At 72.7% G+C, this 22,514-nt stretch carries 14 protein-coding genes and 1 pseudogene; 12 read left to right on the top strand and 3 right to left on the bottom strand.

Annotated features, from left to right (window positions below; genetic code table 11):
* Nucleotides 1–146: 146 nt before the first annotated feature.
* The 6 genes from ACFVN5_RS15940 to ACFVN5_RS15965 all read left to right on the top strand — a co-directional run bounded on the left by ACFVN5_RS15940 (nt 147) and on the right by ACFVN5_RS15965 (nt 7,849).
* A complete protein-coding gene (locus tag ACFVN5_RS15940; protein ID WP_376956218.1) occupies nt 147–1,457 on the top strand; it encodes an ABC transporter substrate-binding protein in 1,311 nt (436 codons plus the stop codon).
* Nucleotides 1,458–1,605: 148 nt separating this feature from the next.
* A complete protein-coding gene (locus tag ACFVN5_RS15945; protein ID WP_376956834.1) occupies nt 1,606–2,550 on the top strand; it encodes a carbohydrate ABC transporter permease in 945 nt (314 codons plus the stop codon).
* Complete coding sequence (locus ACFVN5_RS15950) at nt 2,547–3,464, top strand: carbohydrate ABC transporter permease (protein ID WP_376956220.1); 918 nt, start codon at nt 2,547–2,549, stop codon at nt 3,462–3,464. The genes ACFVN5_RS15945 and ACFVN5_RS15950 overlap by 4 nt, the downstream gene beginning before the upstream one ends.
* A gap of 10 nt (nt 3,465–3,474) precedes the next feature.
* Nucleotides 3,475–4,137, top strand: a complete 663-nt coding sequence (locus tag ACFVN5_RS15955) for a hypothetical protein (protein WP_376956221.1) — start codon at nt 3,475–3,477, stop codon at nt 4,135–4,137.
* The gene (locus tag ACFVN5_RS15960) at nt 4,134–5,339 is read left to right on the top strand and encodes an alpha-L-fucosidase (RefSeq protein WP_376956222.1); all 1,206 of its coding nucleotides are present in this window, start codon (nt 4,134–4,136) and stop codon (nt 5,337–5,339) included. The genes ACFVN5_RS15955 and ACFVN5_RS15960 overlap by 4 nt, the downstream gene beginning before the upstream one ends.
* Nucleotides 5,340–5,500: 161 nt before the next feature.
* Nucleotides 5,501–7,849: an arylsulfatase gene (locus tag ACFVN5_RS15965; RefSeq protein ID WP_376956223.1), complete on the top strand. Its 2,349-nt coding sequence runs from the start codon at nt 5,501–5,503 to the stop codon at nt 7,847–7,849.
* Nucleotides 7,850–7,855: 6 nt separating this feature from the next.
* Here ACFVN5_RS15965 and ACFVN5_RS15970 read toward each other — a convergent pair whose 3' ends face one another.
* The 3 genes from ACFVN5_RS15970 to ACFVN5_RS15980 are packed head-to-tail and all read right to left on the bottom strand — an operon-like array spanning nt 7,856 to nt 14,708.
* Complete coding sequence (locus tag ACFVN5_RS15970) at nt 7,856–10,117, bottom strand: beta-galactosidase (protein ID WP_376956224.1); 2,262 nt, start codon at nt 10,115–10,117, stop codon at nt 7,856–7,858.
* Nucleotides 10,114–11,430, bottom strand: coding sequence for a cellulase-like family protein (locus ACFVN5_RS15975; RefSeq protein WP_376956225.1), 1,317 nt, complete (start codon nt 11,428–11,430; stop codon nt 10,114–10,116). The genes ACFVN5_RS15970 and ACFVN5_RS15975 overlap by 4 nt, the downstream gene beginning before the upstream one ends.
* The gene (locus ACFVN5_RS15980) at nt 11,427–14,708 is read right to left on the bottom strand and encodes a DUF5107 domain-containing protein (protein WP_376956226.1); all 3,282 of its coding nucleotides are present in this window, start codon (nt 14,706–14,708) and stop codon (nt 11,427–11,429) included. The genes ACFVN5_RS15975 and ACFVN5_RS15980 overlap by 4 nt, the downstream gene beginning before the upstream one ends.
* A 90-nt stretch (nt 14,709–14,798) precedes the next feature.
* On the opposite strand from ACFVN5_RS15980, the gene ACFVN5_RS15985 reads away from it, so the two are divergent.
* The 6 genes and pseudogenes from ACFVN5_RS15985 to ACFVN5_RS16010 all read left to right on the top strand — a co-directional run bounded on the left by ACFVN5_RS15985 (nt 14,799) and on the right by ACFVN5_RS16010 (nt 22,454).
* A complete protein-coding gene (locus ACFVN5_RS15985) occupies nt 14,799–15,662 on the top strand; it encodes an AraC family transcriptional regulator (RefSeq protein ID WP_376956227.1) in 864 nt (287 codons plus the stop codon).
* Nucleotides 15,663–15,781: 119 nt separating this feature from the next.
* Complete coding sequence (locus ACFVN5_RS15990) at nt 15,782–17,422, top strand: FAD-dependent oxidoreductase (RefSeq protein WP_376956228.1); 1,641 nt, start codon at nt 15,782–15,784, stop codon at nt 17,420–17,422.
* A 380-nt stretch (nt 17,423–17,802) separates the two neighbouring features.
* Nucleotides 17,803–18,448: pseudogene (locus tag ACFVN5_RS15995) on the top strand (alpha/beta hydrolase).
* A gap of 153 nt (nt 18,449–18,601) precedes the next feature.
* Complete coding sequence (locus tag ACFVN5_RS16000) at nt 18,602–20,605, top strand: beta-galactosidase (protein ID WP_376956229.1); 2,004 nt, start codon at nt 18,602–18,604, stop codon at nt 20,603–20,605.
* A gap of 50 nt (nt 20,606–20,655) precedes the next feature.
* Nucleotides 20,656–21,360, top strand: coding sequence for a ThuA domain-containing protein (locus tag ACFVN5_RS16005; RefSeq protein WP_376956230.1), 705 nt, complete (start codon nt 20,656–20,658; stop codon nt 21,358–21,360).
* Nucleotides 21,357–22,454 carry a glycerate kinase gene (locus ACFVN5_RS16010; protein WP_376956231.1) on the top strand — a complete coding sequence of 366 codons (1,098 nt, stop codon included), beginning with the start codon at nt 21,357–21,359 and terminating at the stop codon, nt 22,452–22,454. Before ACFVN5_RS16005 ends, ACFVN5_RS16010 begins: the two co-directional genes overlap by 4 nt.
* Nucleotides 22,455–22,514 lie beyond the last annotated feature (60 nt).

Below are 22,514 nucleotides of genomic sequence, written 5' to 3' on the forward strand. Positions count from 1 at the left end.
GGCGGCCGCAGCATCCGGATAACGAATTGAAACGATTTTCCCTCCGCAGTTGACGACATGGGGTCGAAGGGCTACATTTGGGGAAGCGCTTTCCCACCAGCGTGAACCCGCACCAGGCAGACAGAGACGTTTCCGGGAGGACAACGATGTTCAACATTCGCAAGCGCCGCATGGCGGCGGCCGCAGCAGCGCTCACCGCGAGCGCCGCGCTCGTGCTCACGGGCTGCGCTGGCGGCGGCGGTGACGAGGCGGCGGCCACGTACGACCCCGACGAGGAGGTCACCCTCAACCTCGCGTTCTGGGGCAACGACGTGCGCGCCGCGATGTACGACGAGGCGATCGCCGCCTTCAACGAGGAGTACCCGAACATCACGGTGAACACCTCGTTCCTCGGCTTCCCCGAGTTCTGGGAGAAGCGCCAGACCGAGGCGGCCGGCGGCGGCCTGCCCGACGTCATGCAGTTCGACTACTCGTACCTCCGCCAGTACTCGGAGAACGGGCTCCTGCTCGACCTGACCCCGTACCTCGGCAACATCATCGACACCGAGCCGCTGTCGCAGCAGATCCTCGACATCGGCGTCGTCGGCGGCGAGACCACCGGCATCCCGACCTCCACCAACGCGTGGGGCATGTACACCAACCCGAAGCTCCTCGAGTCGGTCGGCGTCGAGGACTACGAGGGCGGCGGCAGCTGGGAGGACTACGACGCCTGGATGAAGGAGGTCAGCGACGCCGGTGCCGGCGCGATCTTCGGCGGCACCGACTACACCGGCCGCATCCAGAACTTCGAGATCCAGCAGCGCGCCGAGGGCAAGGACCTCTTCACCGACGACGGGGAGCCGAACTTCACCGAGGAGGACCTCACGAAGTTCTGGGAGCAGGCCGACGGCATCCGCACCGACGGCACGGTCATCGGCCAGCAGAAGCTGGAGGAGGTCTACCCCCTCTCGGGCTTCGACTCGGCCCTCACCACGAGCGAGCTGACCTGGGACAACTTCGGCGCCGGCTACCTCGGCAACCTCGGTGAGAACTACACCGAGCTCGGCCTCGTCGCGCCGCCGGTGACGAAGAAGGGCGCGAAGGACCTGTACCTCAAGCCCTCGATGCTCCACTCGATCGCCTCGACGACCGAGCACCCCGAGGCCGCGGCCACGCTGCTCAACTTCCTCGTGAACGCGCCCGAGGTCGGCGCCGCCTTCGGCACCAACCGCGGCATCCCCGCGTCGGAGACGCAGCTCGAGGGCGCTGAGCTCGACCCGCTGGGCCAGCAGATCGCGGACTACGAGCAGTCCATCGCGGACCGCCTCGGCGACGCCCCGCCCGTGCCGATCGTCGGCTACGGCACCCTCGAGGAGAAGTTCCGCCAGCTCGGCCAGGAGCTCGGGTTCGGCACCGTCACGGCGGCCGACGCGGCGAAGCAGTTCTTCGACGAGATGGACGTCGTCCTCAACCAGTAACACCTGAGCAGTCAAGCCCGGGCCCGGTAGGGCGCGACCCCGCCGGGCCCGGGTACTGTTTTCTCGCAGGAACCGGAGAACCACAGTGAGCACGGAAACCGAATCGATCGTCACGGCGGAGGCCGGGTCGAGCAGCGTGCGGACGGCCATGCGCCAGGTCCGCCGCGCCGAGGCCAAGGTCCCCTCGACCGCCGGCCGCCGGGCGCACAACCGCAAGGAGACGGTCGCCGGGTACGGGTTCCTCGTGCCGTGGATGATCGGCTTCCTCGGCCTGACGGTCGGGCCGATGATCTTCTCGCTGTACCTCGCGTTCACGAAGTACAACCTCTTCACCGAGCCGAAGTGGATCGGCCTCGACAACTTCGTGCGCATGTTCACGGAGGACCCGAACTACATCCAGTCGGTGCAGATCACGCTGGTGTACGTGCTCGTGGGCACCCCCATCAAGCTCGCCGCCGCCCTCGGCATCGCGATGCTCCTCAACTACCGCGACCGGGGCTCGGGCTTTTTCCGCTCGTCGTTCTACGCCCCGTCGCTGATCGGCGCCTCGGTCTCGGTCGCGATCGTCTGGCGGGCCATGTTCTCCACCGACGGGCCTGTCGACGACACCCTCAGCTTCTTCGGCATCAACATCGGCGGCTGGGTCGGCAACGTGGCCCTGGTCATCCCGATGATGATCCTGCTCGCGGTGTGGCAGTTCGGCGCCCCGATGGTGATCTTCCTCGCCGGGCTCAAGCAGATCCCGCAGGAGCTGTACGAGGCTGCCGAGGTCGACGGAGCCGGGCCCTGGCACAAGTTCCGCAACGTGACGATCCCGATGCTCTCGAGCGTGATCTTCTTCAACCTGCTGCTCGAGCTGATCAACGCGTTCCAGGTGTTCGCGTCGGCGTACATCATCTCGAACGGCTCGGGCGGCCCCGCCGGCATGACGAACTTCTACACGCTGTACCTCTACAAGCGCGGCTTCGCCGACCTGCAGATGGGCTACGCCTCGGCGATGGCGTGGGTCCTGGTGATCGTCGTCGCGATCATCGCCTTCATCCTGTTCAAGACCCAGAAGTCCTGGGTGCACTACGCCGGAGAGAACCGATGACCACCTTCGAAGCCCCTCGCGTCGAGGTCGTCGAGAACGCCCTCGAACCCACCGCCCCGCCCCGCCGGCGCCGCGTGAAGCGCAAGACGATCAACACCGTGATCTGGTTCGTGGTGCTGCTCGCGCTGACCGCGATCGTGCTCTACCCGCTGGTGTGGCTGTTCTTCTCGACGTTCAAGCCGTCGAGCGAGTTCGGCCAGAACCAGGGCCTGATCCCCAACAACCCGACGTTCGACAACTACACGAAGGTCGTCGAGGGCATCGCCGGCACGCCCCTGTACCAGTTCTTCGCGAACTCGTTCTTCATCGCGATCATGGCCGTCATCGGCACCCTGATCTCATCGGCATTGGCCGCGTACGCGTTCGCCCGCATCAAGTTCAGGGGCGTCGGCATCCTGTTCGCCGCCATGATCGGAACGCTGCTGCTGCCGTTCCACGTGATCATCATCCCGCAGTACATCATGTTCCAGAAGCTCGAGCTGGTGGACACGTACGTGCCGCTGATCCTGCCGAAGTTCCTCGCCACCGAGGCGTTCTTCGTGTTCCTGATCGTGCAGTTCATCCGCAACATCCCCCGCGACATGGACGAGGCCGCCCGTATCGACGGCGCCGGGCACATCCGGATCTTCTTCTCGATCATCGTGCCGCTGATCAAGCCCGCCCTCATCACGAGCGCGATCTTCACGTTCATCTGGACCTGGAACGACTTCCTCGGCCCGCTGCTGTACGTCAACAGCCCCGAGAAGTACCCGCTCCCGATCGCACTGCGGCTCTACAACGACGCCACGTCCACCAGCGACTACGGCGCCACCGTCGCCGTGTCCTTCCTCGCGCTCGTGCCGATCCTGATCTTCTTCATCGTGTTCCAGCGGTTCCTCGTCGCCGGCGTCGCCACCCAGGGACTCAAGGGCTAGGGGCGAGCGGATGTCACGAGTCGACCGCGCCGCACGTCGCGCCGCCCTCTCGGGGAGCGGTCCGACCCGTGGCGAGACCGCGCACGAGGCCCGCTTCCCGGGCGCCCGCGGAGCGTTCTCGCTCCTCGGCGAGGTGCTCTACGTCGGCATCCTCGTGGCGGTCGTCTCGATCCCCGTCGTCACGCTCCCGGCCGCGCTCGCGGCGGGCGTGCGCCACCTGCGCCGGTACCTCAAGGCCGACGACTCGGGCCTCACCTGGTTCTGGCGCGACGTGCGCGCGGGCCTCGTCGGCGGCATCGGCATCGGCGCGGCATCCCTCGTGCTCGCCCTCGTGCTCGTGCTCGACATCGACCTCGCCGGCACCGGCGTGCTGCCCGGCGGCCCGGTCGTGGCGGCCATCGGCTGGGCCGGACTCGCGGCGCTCGCGCTCGTGCTGTTCACCGCCGCCGGACGCTGGACGCCCGGCGGGGGCTGGCTCGGCGCGCTGCGCGAGGTGCCGGGCGCGGTGCGCCAGGACCCGGCGGGCGCCGCGTACCTCGTGGCGACCGCGGTGTTCGCGGGTGTCGTGACGTGGCAGCTGCTGCCGCTCGCCATCCCGGCGCTCGGCTGCGTCGCGCTGGCGATCGTGGCCGTGCCCGAACGTCCGCGCCGCGGACACGACGTCGACGCGTGAGCGCGCCCCGGCGCCCGCTCCCGGCCTGGGCCCAGGACGCGAGCCTCGGCATCTTCGTGCACTGGGGCCCGTACTCGGTGCCGGCGTGGGCGGAGCCCTCCGGCGCGCTCGGGGCCGTGCCCGACGACGAGTGGTTCGCGCACAACGCCTACGCGGAGTGGTACGCGAACACGATCCGCATCGAGGGCTCGCCGGCCGCCGAGCACCACGCCCGCGAGCACGGCAGCGCCCCGTACGCGGCGTTCCTCGACGCGTGGACGGCCGAGGCCTACGACCCCGCCGACTGGGCGCGCCTGTTCCGCGAAGTCGGTGCCGACTACGTCGTGCCCACCACGAAGCACCACGACGGCGTCGCCCTCTGGGACGCTCCCGGTTCGGGCGACCTCACGACCGTCGCACGCGGCCCGGGTCGCGACCTCATCGCGCCCCTCGCCGACGCCGTGCGGGCCGAGGGCCTGCGCTTCGGCGTCTACTACTCGGGCGGGCTCGACTGGGCGTTCACCGACCTGCCGCCGCACCGCTCGACGGTCGACGTCACCGACCTGCGGCCGACGGATGCCGCGTACAACGCCTACGCGTTCGGTCACGTCGCCGACCTCGTCGACCGCTTCGCGCCCGACGTGCTGTGGAACGACATCGACTGGCCCGACGCCGGCAAGGCGCCGGGGCCGCACTCGGTCGAGGCCCTCCTCGATCGCTATCGCGCCGCCGTGCCCGACGGCATCGTGAACGATCGCTGGGGCGTCGACGTCTGGGACTACCGCACGAGCGAGTACGACGCGCACACCCAGCACGAGACCGAGCCGGGGTGGGAGCACTGCCGCGGGCTCGGCTTCTCCTTCGGCTACAACCGCGTCGAGGACGAGTCGCTGACGCTCACGCCGCGCGAGCTCGCGCGCCTCTACGCGGACGTCGTCTCGCGCGGCGGGCGCCTGCTGCTCAACGTCGGCCCGACGGCGGCCGGCGAGATCCCGGCCGTGCAGCGCCGCACCCTCGAGGGCGTAGCGTCCTGGATGACCGCGATCAAGCCGCACACGCTCGGTCGCCGCATGCTCGGGGCCGGCGAGATCGAGGCGACGGATGCCGCGTGGTGGCGGGCGTGGGCTGTGCGCGACGGGATCGTGGCGGTCGTCGATGCGCCCGGGGCATCCGTGCGCGCCCTCGACGGGCGACCGGTCACGACGTTCGTGCTGCCCGACTGACCTCGCCACGGCCCCCGTTCGGAGCCTTGTCGCCGCGGGACGGCGGGCGTAGCCTCATGCCGACTCGCTCCGCCACTGGGGGCCGATGCCGCAGTCGTCCTGCTGCGCGGGCCGCACCCCTGTCGTCACGCGGCAGCGAGGGACTGGGGACGACGATGGCCATGCACTTCGACGGGATCGTCAACGTCGACATCCGCGACTCCGAGCCCGACTGGACGCCGTTCGAGCCGCCGAAGGCGCCCGAGGGCGCGCCCAACGTCCTGTACGTCGTGCTCGACGACGTCGGCTTCTCGGCGATGTCGGCCTACGGCGGTCCGATCGAGACGCCGAACATCGAGCGGGTGGCCGCCGAGGGCGTGCGGTACACGCAGTGGCACACCACGGCGCTCTGCTCGCCCACCCGGTCGTGCCTGCTGACGGGCCGCAACCACACGCGCAACAGCATGGCGTGCATCACGGAGGCGGCGATCGGCTTCCCGAACGCGAGCGGCACCATCCCGCCGGCGAACGGCATGCTCTCCGAGATCCTCGCCGAGCGGGGCTGGAACACCTACGCCGTCGGCAAGTGGCACCTGTGCCCCGACGACGAGATGAACGTCGCCTCGACGCGGCGCAACTGGCCGAGCGGCCGCGGGTTCGAGCGCTTCTACGGGTTCCTCGGGGCGGAGACGAACCAGTGGTACCCCGAGATCACCTACGACAACCACCCGGTCGACCAGCCGTCCTCGCCCGAGGAGGGCTACCACTTCGGAGAGGACATCACGGACAAGGCGATCGAGTTCATCCGCGACGCGAAGGCGATCGCGCCCGAGAAGCCGTTCTTCCTGTACTACGCGCCCGGCGCAGCCCACGCTCCGCACCATGCCCCGAAGGAGTGGGCCGACCGGTACGCCGGCCGGTTCGACGGCGGCTACGAGGCGCTGCGGAACGAGACGCTCGCCCGCCAGAAGGAGCTCGGACTCGTGCCGGCCGACACGGAGCTGCCGCCGGTGAACCCGATCGGCACGCCCGCGACGAGGACGGGACCCGACGGCGCGCCGTTCCCCGTCATGGACGAGACGCGCCGCTGGGACGACCTCTCCGACGACGAGCGGCGGCTCTTCTCGCGCATGGCCGAGGTGTACGCGGGGTTCCTCTCGCACGCCGACCACCAGGTCGGTCGCCTCCTCGACTACCTCGACGACATCGGCGAACGCGAGAACACCGTCGTCGTGGTCGTCTCCGACAACGGTGCGAGCGGCGAGGGCGGACCGAACGGCTCGGTCAACGAGATGAAGTTCGCCAACGGCCTGAACGACGACATCGAGCAGAACCTGTCGATGCTCGACGAGCTCGGCGGCGTGAACACCTACAACCACTACCCGAACGGGTGGGCGATGGCGTTCAACACCCCGTTCAAGATGTGGAAGCGCTACGAGTTCAACGGCGGCACGTGCGACCCGTGCATCATCTCCTGGCCCGCCGGGTCGACCGCGCGCGGCGAGATCCGCGACCAGTACCACCACGCGGTGGACATCGTCCCGACGATCCTGGACCTGCTGGGCGTCGAGGCGCCCGACCGCCTGAAGGGCCACGAGCAGAGCACGTTCGACGGGGTCAGCATGCGCTACTCGCTCGACGACGGCGCGGCTCCGACGGCGCGACGCACCCAGTTCTACTCGATGCTCGGCTCGCGCGCGATCTGGCACGACGGCTGGAAGGCGATCACGAACCACCCGACGCTGAGCGGCTGGAGCCGGTTCAACGAGGACGAGTGGGAGCTGTACCACACCGACGTCGACCGGGCTGAGCTGCACGACCTCGCCGCCGAGCATCCCGAGAAGGTGCGCGAGCTCGTGAACCTGTGGTTCGCCGAGGCGGGGCGCAACCAGGCGTTCCCGCTCGACGACCGGTCGGCGCTGGAGATCCTGCTCACGCCGCGGCCGCTGCTCTCGCCGCCGCGCGACCGGTACGTGTACTTCCCCGACATGGGCGAGGTGCCGGAGTCGCAGGCGGTCAACATCCGCAACCGCTCGTTCGTGATCGGCGCGCTCGTCGACCTCCCCGACGCGGGTGCCGAGGGCGTGCTCTTCGCCCAGGGATCGAAGTTCGGCGGGCACGCGCTCTACGTCAAGGACGGCCGGCTCCACTACGTCAACAACTTCGTGGGCGTGATGGAGCAGCGCGTCGACGCGACCGAGGACCTGCCGACCGGTGAGCAGCTGATCATCGCCGCGGCGTTCGACAAGGACGGCGAGGAAGGGCACGTCGCGACGGGCACGCTGACGCTGTACCACGGGGAGACCGCGGTGGGCAGTGCCCGGATCAAGACCCAGCCGGGCAAGTTCTCGATCGCCGGCGAGGGGCTCACGGTCGGTCGCGACAGCGGCGCGCCCGTCACCGACGACTACCCCGGCGACGCGCCCTGGCCGTTCACCGGCGGAACGCTCCACCGGGTGCGCGTCGACGTGAGCGGCGAGCCGTTCGTCGACCTCGAGCGCGAGGCGCAGGCGATGCTCATGCGGGAGTAGGCGGCTTCACTGCAGCTCCCGCCACCGCACCGACTGGTCGACGGTGACCGCGTCCAGTGCGAGGAGCGGACCCGGTGTCGCGGCCCGGCGGGCCGCCGCGTGCTCGTCGAGCCGCACGGGCGCCTCGGGGTGCAGCGGCAGGATCCGCAGGGTGACGGTCCGCGGCGCGGCCGCGCCGATCGCGTCGAGGTCGACGTGCCAGGGCGTGCCGTCCCAGAAGCGGTCGGCGACGACCTCGCCGTCGACCTCGAGGGTCGTGACGTCGCCGGCCCAGTCGACGGTGAGCACCCGGCGCACGCCCGGGCTGGGCTCGGGCAGGCCGTCGAGCACGGATGCCGCGGCGAGGTCCGCCATCTGCGCGGGATCGGGCGCGGCGGTGCGCTGCGGGGTGCCCCCGTACCGAGCGGGCACCTCGGCGGCGGGCCGCACGGGGATCGCGGTCGGGGCGGCGGCCTCGGGCGGTCGCACCTCCGCCGCGAACGGCACGCGCCGGAAGGCGCCCGCGGCGGCATCCCAGTCCTCGACGACCGGCTCGACCGGCGCCCGCACGAACAGCGACCCGTCCTCGGTCCACAGCGGATGGGCGCACCGCAGCAGCCGGCGCGACCCGTCGGTGGCGAGCACCCAGAGGCGCGCGGCATCCGACCCGGGCAGCACCAGGACGTCGAGCGCGCCGAAGCGGTGGAGCACGGGTTCGCCGGGAGGGTCGTGGCTCACCAGGTCGTCGCCGACCATCAGTTCGACGCGCACCCCGGCGTCGGCGAGCAGCACGAGCGTCGGGATCTCGCCCTCGAGGACGGTGACGGCGGACGCGGTGGCCCAGCGCACGACGACTCCGCCGAGCTCCAGCCCGATGGGCCAGCGCGCGATGGTGCCGCTGGGAAGGTCGATCGGCTCGGAGGGCAGCACCAGCTCGCCGCCATCCAGTGAGAGGGCGAACCGCGCGCCCGTCACCGGCTCGAGCGGCTCGTGCGGCCGATGCACGTTGACGAACAGGAAGCCCGACGCGCCGTCGGACCGCAGCGCCCAGCGCGGCGTCGCCACGTCGTCCTCGTCGGCCGGCAGCGCCTCGGGCAGGCTCGACGTCATGCGGGCCAGGCGATCGCCGAACGCCTCGAGGAACGCGTGCTGCACCCGCAGCGCGGCGTGGCTCGGCGCGAGCACGCCGGCGGCGCCGATCGGAGCGTGGAAGTCGTAGTCGAATCGCGGCAGGTCGTTGGGGTACCCGGTCGCGAGCGACTCTTGGAGGCCGTCGGCGGGATTCAGCCCGCCCGCGGCCAGGTAGTAGCCCTGCCAGGCCGAGCCGCTGCCGAGCTTCACGTGCGCGACCGCGGCCACGTCGTCGGCGCTCGGAACGGGCCGCCGGTGGTAGGCGGTGGCCATGCCGCCGCCGAGCTCGCAGGTCGCCGCGGGGAACCGGATGTCGCGCGGCCGTGGCGGGCGAGGACCGGCAGAGGTGCCCCGGACGTCGGCGCCGATGCCGGGGTCGTCCCACTCGTGCGAGAACCGGAACTGCGCTCGGAACCCGGGCGCCCACGAGGCATCCGCGTCCGACCAGAAGCCGTCGCCGTAGCCGCCGTACAGGGGCAGGACCTCGTCGGGTGGGAGCTCCGCGCCGTCCCACGCGGTCGCCGTCCAGAGCGGCGCCGACAGGCCGGCCTCGCGCGCGAGGCGCTTCAGGGTGACGAGGTGGCCAGGCTGGTCGATGAGCTCGTTCTCGAGCTGGATGCCGACGATGGGTGCGTCGCGCCCGCATCGCGAGGCGAGCTCCGCTCCGACCGCGGCATACCAGTCCGCGGCGAGCTCGAGGTAGCCCGGGTCGTCGGAGCGATGCCGGACCGGAGCGGCCTGCACCCAGTCGGGGAATCCGCCGTTGCGGACCTCGCCGTGGCACCAGGGGCCGATCCGCACGACCACGTCGAGCCCGCACGCGGCCGCGAGGTCCACGAACGCGCCGATGTCGAGTCCGTCGTCGAATCGGGGCGGCGCGTCGCGCGACGGCTGGTGGTGGATCCAGAACAGGTACGTCGAGACGATCGTGACGCCGCCCGAGCGCAGGAGCCGCAGGCGCTCGGCCCAATCCCGCCGCGGGACGCGGGAGAAGTGCAGCTCGCCCGACACCGGCACGGCCGGCCGGCCGTCGACCTCGATCCACCGGTCGGTCAGCGCGATGCGCCGGTGGCGATCGACCTCGTTCGACATCGCCGGACGGGCCGTCGGCGAGGGCCACGACCGGTGGGTCGCCCGCATCGGCGGCGAGGCGTTCATGCGCCGCCCGCCTCCGTGATGGTCCGGTTCACCCTGCGCATCCAGTCCGCCTCGCGCCACACCGGATGGTGCGGAGCGGCGTTCGAGCCGGCGACGACGCCCCAGACGCCGTGCTCGAGTGCGGTGCAGATGCCGTGCTCCGCGAGCGCGAGGCCGGCCGACCCCTCCTCGAACCAGCCGTCGCGCGGCGTGTAGCCGACCCACCCCTCGCCGACCACGGCCGGGACGCCGCGCCACCGCGCCCACTCCGCGATCGCGATGACGCGCGACTCGATCTCGCGCAGCATCACCTCGCGGTACTCCTCGTAATGCGCGTCGAGCCAGGCGTCCCAGGCGCCGGCGTCGATCCAGTCGTACCCGTAGACCATCTGGTCGGTGATGACCGTCGCGTCGAGCTTCCACGGCTTCGGACGGCCGTACTCCGGGAACGACGGCGCATCCGCTCGGAGGAGGGCTCGGAGCTCGGGGTTCGGGAAGCCCTCCGTGCCCTCCGAGCGGATGTCGATGCGGCGCTGCAGGGCATCGAGCACGCCGTAGCTGTAGACGTGGAACTGCGCCACGTCGAGCCCGGCGGGGAGTCGATGCATCGCGAGGTGCGGCGGCTTGCCGTAGCTCGCGGTGACGAGCTGGTCGGGATGACGCATCCGGAGCCGCTCCATGGCGGCCGTGCCGCCCGCTTCGAGCGGCGGGAGGATCGAGAAGTCGACCTCGTTGTGCAGCTCGGTGAACGCGATCACGTCGATGAGCCCGGCTGCGCGGATCTCGTCGAGGAGCCGCCCGAACGCCTCGGCGAGCACGTCGTAGCGGCGCTCGAGCGGCACCGCGTCGGTGGCCTGGAACCAGCGCGGGTCGGTGGCGAACGCCGTCGACTGCTGGTACTCCCAGCTCGCGAGGATGACGACGACGCCGTGCCGGCGAGCGGACGAGAGCAGTTCGAACAGCCGCCCCCGCACGTCGAGCCGATAGCCCCCGGGGGCGTCGTACCACCGGGTCCGCTGCCCGTAGAAACCGTCCGTCGGGGCCGGGCCGAGGCCCTCGACCTCGAGATCGGACGCGAGGTCGTCGAGACCCAGTCCGCCCGCGACGAGCAGCGGCGCCGCGCAGATGCGCACGGCGTTGAAGCCGCGGTCGACCGTCTCGGCCATCGCCCGGTCGACGTCCTCGAACGGCTCGCCCGCACCCGCCCGGGTGTACCAGGAGAAGTCCCAGAGGCACACCGTCAGGCGGGCGGGCAGGTGCTCGGGCACCGGCCCGGTGAGCGAGCCGTCGGGCGCAGCGGGCATCGCCGGTGTTCCGAGGTAGCGCTCGGTCATGCGCGTGCCCCCTCGGTCATGGCGGCCGACAGCCGTCGGCCGTGCGCGGCGGACTCGCGCAGTCGTCGCGCGTCGTCGGCACGGCGCTCGGCGGTGTCGATCGAGAACAGCAGCAGCTCGGGCAGCGACGTCGCGAAGTAGTCCACGCGATCGGCGGAGGCCTCGAGCTCCGCCGCGCGCGATTCGAGGCTCGCCCAGACGCGCTCGGCGTCGTCGCCCTCGCCGAGTCGGACGTGGGCGACGCCGACCCACGCGTCCCGGTCGTCGACCACCCTCGTGCCTGCGGAGAGCGGCCCGTTCACGTCCCGTGCGCGGCGCCAGGCCGACTCCGCCGCATCGCGATCGCCGCAGGCGAGCTCGGCGTCACCCAGCAGCACGAAGCGCTCGGCGACGATCTCGGCGGGGTGGCGACCCTCGCCGAGGTGCTCGGGCACGCGGATGCCGCCCCTGAGCAGGTCGCGGGCGGCGGTCGGATCCGTGACCATCAGCTCGCGGGCCCTCGCAGCCGACGCCCGATCGAAGACGGCGATGACCCGGCCCTCCCCACCCTCGAACGGCTGGAACTCGCGGTCGCCCAGGAAGGCCAGCGCGTCGCCGGCGCGGCCGACGTCGACGAGGAGACCGGCGTACTCGATCGCGAGGTCGTCGCGCACCAGCGCACTCGCCCCCGCCCGCTCGATCGCGGCCAGACGGTCCTCGGGCCGGGCGCCGCGGACCGCGCCCAGCAGGTCGCGCTCGAAGACCAGGCGCGCATCGTCGGGGGCGAGTTCCATCGCCCGGGCGTAGCGTGCGTCGGCCGTGTCGAGGTCGCCGCCGGTGTTGACGAGCGCGACGGCGGCGTTCCGCCACACGACCGGGTCGTCGATGTCCCCGGCGATCGAGGCGTCGAGCGCTGCAGCCGCGTCGTGGACGCGGCCGGCGTCGAGCAGCCAGCAGCCGAGGTAGCCGCTCGCGCGGGCGTCGGCCGGGTCGGCCTCCAGCGCCGCGTCGAGCACGCCGAGGTCGTCGAGGCCCGAGGGGAAGGCGAGTCGCGGCTCGGCGGCGCGCGCGTCGGCGCGAGCGGCGCTCGCACCCTCGGCGTCGCCGGCGGCATCGAGGAACGCCGCGACCGCGTACCCGGCGAGCGGGGCCGGGTTGCCGAACGGGCCGGGCGCGGCCGAGGCCGCCCGCAGGGCGAGCCCGATCGCGCGATCGGCGTCGCCGAGCCGGTGCAGTTCGTGCGCCATCGTGAGCAGGGTGCGCGGGTCGGTTGGCGCGAGCGCGTCGTCGAGTGCGGCGAGCAGCGGGTCGAGCGGGTCGGCCGCACGGGCGGCGTCCAGCCCCGCGGATGCCGCGCCGTCGCGTCCGAGGGCGCGCAGCGCGACAATCGTGGCCGCGACGGCCTGCCCGCTCGCCGGATCCGCGCGCGCTGCGGCCTCGGCGAACGACCGGGCAGCGGCGGGGTCGCCGGCCCGCATCGCGAGCCGCGCGCGCCCGAGCGCGGCGGGCAGGGCGAGGGCGCCGTCCCACGAGGCCTTCCCGAAGGCGTCGGCCGCCTCGCGGAACCGCCCGAGGCGCTCGAGCGCGAGCCCCCGGAGCAGGTGCACGTCGCCGCGCTCGGGGTTGAGGTTCCGGCGCGTGAGTCGTCGCACGGCGTGGTCGAGGTGATCGAGCACGACGTCGAGCTCCCCGCGATCCCACGCGAGGCGGGCGAGGCCGACGCGTGCGCGGGAATCGCCCGCGTCGCGCGCCACGGCCTCCGCGAAGTACGGCTCGGCTCCGCGGGTCGGATGGCGGTACTGCACGAGGTGGAGGCCGGTGAGGACGAGCTCGTCCGCGCTCTCGATCTCGGTCGGCGCGGGCGGTTCGGTCGCGACCCACGGCTCCTCGGCCGGTGCAGGATGCGCGCGCCAGGCGACGAGCTCGCGCTCGCCGAGCGCCACGACGACGGTGAGGTCGTTGCGCGCGGTGGGCGCCTCCAGCTCGAGCTCGGCGATGAACGGCTCGCCGGGGTGGACGGCCGGCGTCCACTCGCGCACGGGGACGTCGCCGCGCAGGAGCGTGACGGCCACCGCCGCGTGCTCCGCCGTGGTCGCGACGCCGAGCCGCACGCGGCATCCGTCGACCTCGAGCCCGATCGCGGCGTCGAGCGTCGCCTGCACCGCCGGGCCGATGTCCTGGATCGGGTACCAGTACTGGCGGAACGCGCGCGTCTCGCCGGGCAGCAGCCAGCTGAAGTCGGGCTGGTTGTCGGTGAAGACGCCCGCCATGAGCTCGACGTACGGTCCGTCGCCGTCGGTGAGGTGCCGGTCCCAGGCGTGGCCGACCTCTCCGTCGCCCCAGGTCCACTGCTTCTTGCCGGGGGCGATCGCGCGGTCGGCCCAGTGCACGAACCCGGCACCGGCCCGGTGGTCGTAGCCGCCGAAGAAGTCGTCGACCGTGTCCGTGATCATGTACGAGGTGGGGACGGGGATGTTCGCGTGCACGTCGATGCGGTCGGCACCGGGACGCTCGGCGGCGAGGGCCGGGTAGTCGACGCCGTAGTAGGGACGGTCCGAGGCGGGGAAGGCGGTGATCGCCCGCCTGGCGTGGTCGGCGACGTAGCGGACGTCCGTCGGGAAGAACGACTGGTAGCGGTCGTGGGAATGCGCCGCCACGTTCGCCCACCAGAGGAAGGTCTGCGACACGTCGGTCCGGTTGACGAGCCTCGCCTCGAGCTCGATGAGCGCCGAGTCGCCGCGGAGGCTGATGCCGTGGCTGCCGCGCATGCGCTGCATCGGATCGAGGTCGCTGTGCCAGACCGTCACCGAGCCGTCGTCGTGGCGCTCGATGGACGTGTCCACGGGAAGGGAGGTCGCCGGCCGGTGGTGCTGCGGCCAGTTGAACTCGACGCCGCCCGAGATCCACGGGCCGGCGAGGCCGACCAGGGCCGGCTTGATGACGTTGTTGCGGTAGAAGAAGTCGTAGTCGCGGGTCTTGTCGTAGCCGACGTGGATCCGACCGCCGAGCTCGGGTAGCAGCACGAGCCGGATCCAGCGATTCTCGAGGTGGATCGCCCGCCAGGGCCGCGGCGTCCGGCCGGGGAGGATCCGGTCGGTGAACGGGATGGGGTAGACCTTGCCGCTCGACCCCTGGTACACGCGCCGCTCGAGGAACAGCGGATAGCGGTCGGGTTCGGCGGGCTCGTAGGTGTCGATCGTGAGCGGCGCCTCCCAGCAGGCGACGCCGCCGGCCTCGATGGCGGCGCGTTCCGCGGCGGAGGCTTCGGGCAGCACGATCGGGTGGTTCTGGTCGGTCACGCCGTCCACGGTACGCCGCGCGTCCGGGCCGGCACATGGTCGATCGAGGGTCGTGCATGGACGTTTCGACGCCCGTGCCATCATGGTCGCATGGAGCGCCGCGAAGGATTCGCGAACCAGCGGCTGAGCGTGGTTCCCCGCCCGGCCGTCGCCGAGGCACTGGCCCGCCCGGTGACCCGCCGGCTGGTGGTCACGGATGCCGGGTGGTTCCCCCGCGCCCATCGGCATCTCCGCATCCGGCCGGGCGGTGCCGAGGAGGCCATCGTCATCGTGTGCGTCGCGGGCGGCGGCTGGGTCGACGTCGACGGCACGCGGGTGCGGGTCACCCCTTCGACGGCCGTGCTGATCCCGCCGCGGGTGCCGCACTCGTACGGTGCCGACGACGGCGAGCCATGGACGATCTGGTGGTGCCACCTGCGCGGCAGCGACCTGGCCGACCTCTGGAGCGCGATCGGCGCCGACGCCGACCGGCCGCTCGTGTCGTTGCGTGCCGTCGACCGCGTGACCGTGCTCCTCGACGAGATCGTCTCGGCGCTCGAGCGCGACCAGTCCCCGGCGCGTCTGCTGGCCACCGCGGGCATCGCGTGGCGACTGATGACGCAGCTCGCCGTCGATCGCCGGCTCCCCGAGCAGGGGGAACCGCTCGAACGGGCGATGCGCTACCTCGAGGAGCGCGTCGACGGAGGCATCCGCGTCTCGGACCTCGCCCGGCTCGTCGGCGTCTCGACGTCGCACCTCGGGGCCCTCTTCCGGGACGCAACCGGCGGCGGTGTGCTCGCGTACCACACCGGACTCAAGATGGCGCGGGCGCGGCGGCTCCTCGACACCACCGACCTGCACGTCTCCGAGGTCGGCCGCGAGGTCGGCTACGCCGATCCGTTCTACTTCTCGCGGCAGTTCAGCCGGGTGCACGGGATGAGCCCCACCGAGTACCGCGTGCAGCGCAAGGGCTGACCCGGCGCGCGGACTGGGGTCACGCCGATCGTTGACCGCGACACCCGCCGCGGTTAGGTTCGCAAGGTGCGAACCGCGGATGCCTCGACGAGCCGGATGCCCATCGGAGCGCGCGGCGCATGATCACGGTCGACGAGCTCCGCGGCATCCGCATCTTCGCGCCCCTGCCGCAGGAGGCGCTCGAGTACCTCGTCGGGGCGGTCGAGGACATCCACCTCGTGCCGGGGGAGTACTTCGCGCACGAGGGCGACGAGCGCGCGCTGTTCGTCGTGGTCGAGGGCGGCGCCGAGATCACGAAGGTGGTCAACGGCGAGGAGCGCGTGATCGGCGTACGGGCGCCGGGCCGCTTCTTCGGCGAGGTGCCCATGACGCTGAGCACGCCGTTCCCCGCGTCGGGTCGGGCGGCCGAGGCGTCGCGCATCCTGAAGCTCGACGTGACGGCCTTCTACACGCTGGCCGCGATGGCGCCCTCGATCCCGGCCCGGGTCGCCGGGCTCGCGCGCCGCTACCTCGACTCGCTCCAGGAGCTCGCCGCCGAGCAGCCCGAGACCGACCTCCGCCTCATCGGACCGCGCCTCGACGCGGGGACGCACCAGGTCGCCACGTTCCTCACCCGAAACCAGGTCGCCTTCGAGCGGGTGACCCTCGACGCCGCCGTCGCCGGTGAGACGTACCCGGTGCTCGAGCGGGCCGACGGCTCCCGATTCGCAGCACCGTCGATGCGCGAGGTGGCGGTCGCCGCCGGACTCGACGTCGAGCCCTCGGCGACCGACTACGACGTCGTCATCCTCGGCGCCGGCCCGGCCGGGCTCACCGCGGCCGTGAACGGCGCGGCCGAGGGCCTGCGCACCGTGGTCATCGAGTCGCTCGCGCCGGGCGGGCAGGCGGGCACGTCCACGCGGATCGAGAACTACACCGGGTTCCCGTTCGGCATCTCGGGCGACGAGCTGGCCAGCCGGGCCCTCAAGCAGGCGAAGCGCCTCGGCGCCGAGATCGTCGTCACGCGGACCGTCGAGGCGATCCGCCCCCACGGCGACCGGCACGAGATCGTGCTCGACGGCGGCGAGACGCTGCGCGCGCCCGTCGTCATCGCCGCGACCGGCGTCGAATGGCGCACGCTGCCCGTGCCGGCCGTCGAGCGGTTCCTCGGCAACGGCGTCTACTACGGCGCCGCCCGCAGCGACGCGGCCATCGCGAAGGGCGCGGACGTCTGCATCATCGGAGCCGGCAACTCGGCCGGCCAGGCCGCGATCTTCTTCTCGCGTCACGCCCGGTCGGTCACGATGCTGGTGCGCGGGCCGTCGCTCGAGGCGAGCATGTCGCGGTACCTCATCGACCAGATCGGCGCGAACGCCGGCATCCGCGTCGAGACCCGCCGCGAGGTCGTCGACCTGCACGGCGATCGCGTGCTCGAGGCCGTCGACGTGGTCGACAAGGACTCCGGCACGGTCGGCCGTCGGGATGTCACCGTCGTCTTCGTGATGATCGGCGCCGATGCCGTCACGGGCTGGCTGCCGCACGACATCGCCCGCGACGAGCACGGGTTCATCCTCACGGGGGCGGATGCCGCGGCCACCGCCGAGTGGACCGCCGACCGTCGTCCGTTCGCGCTCGAGACGAGCACCCCCGGCATCTTCGCCGTGGGCGACGTGCGCTCCGGCTCCGTGAAGCGCGTCGCCGCCGGCGTCGGGGAGGGCGGCATGGCGATCGCGTTCGTGCACCAGTACCTCGCGCTGCAGCGCACGGAGGCGCCCGCCTGACCGCCCGCCCGCACCGACCGCTGCCGTGAGCCCCTGACCGGCACCGTCCGCATCGGAGGATCGAGATGACCGCACCCGCCCGCCCGCCGTTCGACCCCGAGCTCGAACCGGCGCTCGCCGCGCTTCCGGCGTTCTTCACGACGCTCGAGCCCGCCGGGATCGCCGAGTTCCGCGCGGCGCTCTCGTCGCCGCCCCCGATCGCCGACGTGATCGCGGGGCGGCCGGTCGAGGTGAGCGACCACGCCGTGGTGAGCGCCGACGGCACGGAGGTCGCCGTCTCGGTGCTGCGCCGGGCCGACCACGCGGGCTCGGGGCATCCGGGCGCCTACGTCGTGCACGGCGGGGGCCTGGTCGCCGGTACCCGCTGGTCGCTCGGCGCCATGCTCGTCGACCACGTGCTCGAGCACGACGCCGTCGTGGCCGCGGTCGAGTACCGCCTCGCTCCCGACGCGCCCGACCCGGCGCCGCTCGAGGACACCTACGCCGGCTGGACGTGGTTCACCGACCATGCCGACGAGTTCGGCTTCGATCCCCCGCGTCCTCATCGGCGGCCAGAGCGCGGGCGGCGGCCTCAGTGCGGGCACTACGCTGCTCGCGCGCGACCGGGGCGGGCGGATGCCGCTGGCGCAGCTGCTCATGTGGCCGATGCTCGACGACCGGGTCGACACGGCCTCGGCGCAGCAGGTCGACGGCATCGGCATCTGGGACCGCACGAGCGACGTGACCGGGTGGGCCGCCCTCCTCGGCGACCGCCGCGGCACCGACGACGTCTCGCCGTACTCGGCGCCGGCCCGCATGGCCGATCTCTCGGGGCTGCCGCCGGCGTACCTCGAGGTGGGCGGCGCCGAGGTGTTCCGCGACGAGGTCGTCGCCTACGCGAGCCGCATCTGGGCCGCGGGCGGCAGTGCGGAGCTGCACGTGTGGCCCGGCGGCTTCCACGGGTTCCAGAACGTGGTGCCCGGTGCGGCCATCTCGCGCACCGCGGTGGCGACCCGCGAGGCCTGGGTCCGCCGCGTGCTCGGGTGAGCGGGGCGGATGCCGCGGCGGCGCCCTCGCTCCTCCGAGTGGGCGATCTTGGCGTGCGGCGCGCCCGCGTCACCGCCAAGATCGCCCACTCGTGGTATCCGCTGGCCGGCGATAGACTGGGAATACGCTTTCCGACGCGATGGAGGATCACCCGTGCACTACGGCGCCGACTACAACCCCGAGCAGTGGCCGGACGACGTATGGCCCGAGGACATCGCGCGCATGCGCGAGGCGGGCGTCACCATGGTCAGCCTCGGCATCTTCTCCTGGTCGCGCATCCAACCGCGCGAGGGCGAGTTCGACTTCGAGTGGCTCGACCGCGTGATCGACCTCCTGCACGAGGGCGGCATCGCGGTCGACCTCGCGACCGCGACCGCGTCGCCGCCGCCGTGGGCGACTGCCGCCTATCCCGAGATGCTGCCGCAGGACGAGAACGGCGCCACGTACTGGCCGGGCAGCCGGCAGCAGTTCGCGCCGTCGTCGCCCGTGTACCGTCGGCTCGCGGGCGAGCTCGTGGCCGCACTCGCGGCGCGGTACGCGCAGCATCCGGCCGTCGTCATGTGGCACGTCAACAACGAGTACGGCTGCCACCTGAACATGGACTTCTCGGATGCCGCGCGCGATGCGTTCCGCCGTTGGCTGGCCGACCGGTACGGCACCGTCGACGCGCTCAACGCGGCCTGGGGCACGAACTTCTGGTCGCAGCGCTACGGGTCGTTCGAGGAGGTGTTCCCGCCGCGCAAGGCGCCCTACAGCCCGAACCCGTCGCAGCTGCTCGACTACCGCCGGTTCACGAGCGACATGCTGCTCGAGTGCTACCTGATGGAGCGCGACCTCATCCGCGCGGCGGGCGCGACGCAGCCGATCACCACGAACTTCATGGGCCCCTTCAAGCCCTCCGACTACGCGAAGTGGGCCGAGCACGTCGACCTCGTGAGCGACGACGCCTACCCCGACCCGAACGACCCCGAGTCGTTCCGCGCCGCGGCGTTCCAGCGCGACCTCGTGCGGTCGCTCAAGCCCGACGTGCCGTGGATCCTCATGGAGCAGGCAACCAACGCTGTCAACTGGCGCCCGTGGAACGCGCCGAAGGCCCCCGGCCAGATGGCGGCGCTCAGCGCCCAGGCGATCGGACGCGGCGCCGACGGCATCCTGTTCTTCCAGTGGCGGCAGTCGCGCTCGGGCGCCGAGAAGTTCCACTCGGCGCTGCTGCCGCACGCCGGCACCGACACGCGCACCTGGCGCGAGGTCGTCGCCCTCGGTGAGCAGCTCGCGGAGCTGCCCGCGCTGCCCGCCGGACCCCGCGACGCCCGCGTGGCGCTCGTCTTCGACTGGGAGAACTGGTGGGCGATCGAGGGCACCGACCACCCGCAGAACGCGCTCGACTACCTCGCCGTCGTGCAGCGCTGGTACCGCGCGCTGCACCGACGCCACGTGCAGGTCGACCTGGTCGCGCCCGAGCGGGTCGACGACCGGTACGCACTCGCGATCGCCCCGCTCGCGTACCTGCTGCGCGACGAGGGCGCCACCGCGCTCCGCGGGTTCGTCGAGGGCGGCGGCCACGTGCTCGCCGGCCCGTTCACCGACGTGGTCGACGCCGACGACCGGTTCCGCGACGGCGGGTTCCTCACGCAGCTCGGTCCGCTCCTCGGCATCCGCCTCGAGGACTTCGGCGCGCTCGTCGCTCCGGATGCGCCGGCCGGAGCGCCCGGCGAGCGCGAGGCGCGCTTCGCCGGGTCCGGGATCGCGGGCGGCGCCGACGTGGTCGGCACGCTCGTCGCCGAGGAGCTCCACCCGATCGAGGGCACGGATGCCGCGGTGGAGGCCGCATTCACGAGCGGACGCCTGGCGGGGCATCCGGCCCTCACCCGGCGCGCCGCCGGTCGCGGCACCGCGCGTTACCTCGCGACCGTACCCGACGAGGACGGCGTGCAGGCCGTGGTCGACCACGTGCTCGCCGATGCCGCGGTCGGGCCCGTCGTCGCCGGCCTGCCCGAGCACGTCGAGGCCGCGCGACGCGGCGAACTCGTCACCGTGATCAACCACGGCGGCGACCCGGTCGACGTTCCCGTCGCGGGCGTCGACGCGGTCACGGGCGAGCGGGTCGACGGCGTACGGCTCGCCGCCTGGGACTGGGCGCTGGTGCTCGAGCGATGACGGCGGAGGCCGGGCAGGGCTACGATGCACGCGAGAGCGGAGGAGGTGAGATGCGCGCCGTGATCCTCAGCGGCTCCGGCCGCTACGCCGACCGCTGGCACCGCTTCGACGAGACCAGCGCCGCGCTCGCCGGCATCGTCGCGGGCGCGGGTTACCGCGTCGAGGTGGGCGACGACCTGCTCGCCGGCCTCGCCGCGCTCGGCGACGCCGACCTCCTCGTCGTGAACGCCGGCGACCCCGAATCGCCGCTGCCCGAGAGCACCGGCGAGCCGGCCGAGCCCACCGACGACCAGCTCGACGCGGCCGCCGCCGGACTCGAGGCGGCGCTCGACCGCGGGATCGGCATCCTCGCCATGCACGCCGCCGCCTCGACGCTGCCCGAGCTGCCCGACTTCGGCCACGCGCTCGGTGGGCGCTGGGTCGAGGGCTTCTCGTGGCATCCCGAGATCGGCGAGGCCCGCGTGCACGTCGTCGGCGCGCATGTGATCGCCGAGGGGATCGACGACTTCACCGTGTACGACGAGCGCTACTCGGGCCTGCGGCTCGACGGCATCGTCGAGCGGATCGCCGAGCACGAGGAGGACGGCATGCGGCATCCGCTCGTCTGGGCTCGCGAGCTCGGCCGCTCGCGCATCGTCTACGACGCGCTCGGCCACGACGTGCGATCGTACGAGTCCGCCGAGCACCGCGACCTGCTCGACCGCGCCCTGGAGTGGCTCTCGCACGTGCCCGCCCCGACCTTCGACGCGTCGTGACCCGCGTCGTCATCGCACCCGACTCGTTCAAGGGCACGGCGACGGCAGCGGATGCCGCAGCCGCCCTCGCGGCGGGATGGCGCTCGGTGCGCGCCGGCGACGACCTCGTCGAGCGGCCCATGGCCGACGGCGGGGAGGGCACGCTCGACGCGTTCGCGTCATCCGTGCCGGGCGCGCAGCGCAGGCCGATCACCGTCCGCGGACCGGTGACCGCGCCCGTGGAGACCTCGTGGGTGCTGCTGCCCGACGGCACGGCCGTGGTCGAGCTCGCCGCGACCTCGGGGATCACGCTCCTCGACCCGCTCGAGCCGCTCGACGCGCACAGCGCGGGCTTCGGCGAGGCCATCGCCGCAGCGCTCGACGCCGGGGTCGAGCGACTGCTGCTCGGCCTCGGCGGCAGCGCCTCCAGCGACGGCGGCACCGCGGCCCTCACGGTGCTCGGCGCCTGGTTCCTCGACGACTCGGGCGCACCGGTGCCGCTCGGCAACCGCGGGCTCGCGATGCTCGACCGCGTCGACCTCACGGGGCTACGGCCGCTGCCGCCCGGCGGTGCGGTCATCCTCGGCGACGTCACCAACCCCCTGCTCGGACCGTTCGGCGCTGCGGCCGTCTTCGGCCCGCAGAAGGGGGCGGATGCCGCGGCCATCGACGTGCTCGAGGCAAACCTCGCGCGGCTGGCCGACCTGATGCCCGAGGCGCTGCAGCCGTTCGCCGCGGCACCGGGCGCGGGCGCCGCCGGCGGAACGGGCTTCGGCCTGCTCGCGTGGGGCGCGTCGATGGGCGGCGGCGCGGCGCTGGTCGCGCATGCGGTCGGCCTCCGCGAGGCGCTCGACGGCGCGGACCTCGTGATCACGGGAGAGGGCCGCTTCGACGGGCAGTCCGAGGCGGGCAAGGCGCCGACCGTGGTGGCCGCGCTCGCGCGTGACGCCGGGGTGCCGACGGCGCTCGTCGCCGGGGCGATCACGGCCGAGCCGGGCGGATTCGCGGCATCCGTCGCCCTGGCCGACCTCGCCGGCGGCGGTGCGGCCGCGATGGCGGAACCGCTGCGGTGGCTCGAGGCCGCCGGGGCGGAGCTTGCGCGAGCGCGCGGCTGAGTTCGACGGTTCGTTGGCCGTTCCGCGCCGCGGATCGACCCTCGTCGTTCCTCGCTGCGC

Origin of the sequence: Agromyces sp. NPDC057865 (assembly GCF_042796995.1) — a bacterium.
Taxonomy (GTDB): domain Bacteria; phylum Actinomycetota; class Actinomycetes; order Actinomycetales; family Microbacteriaceae; genus Agromyces.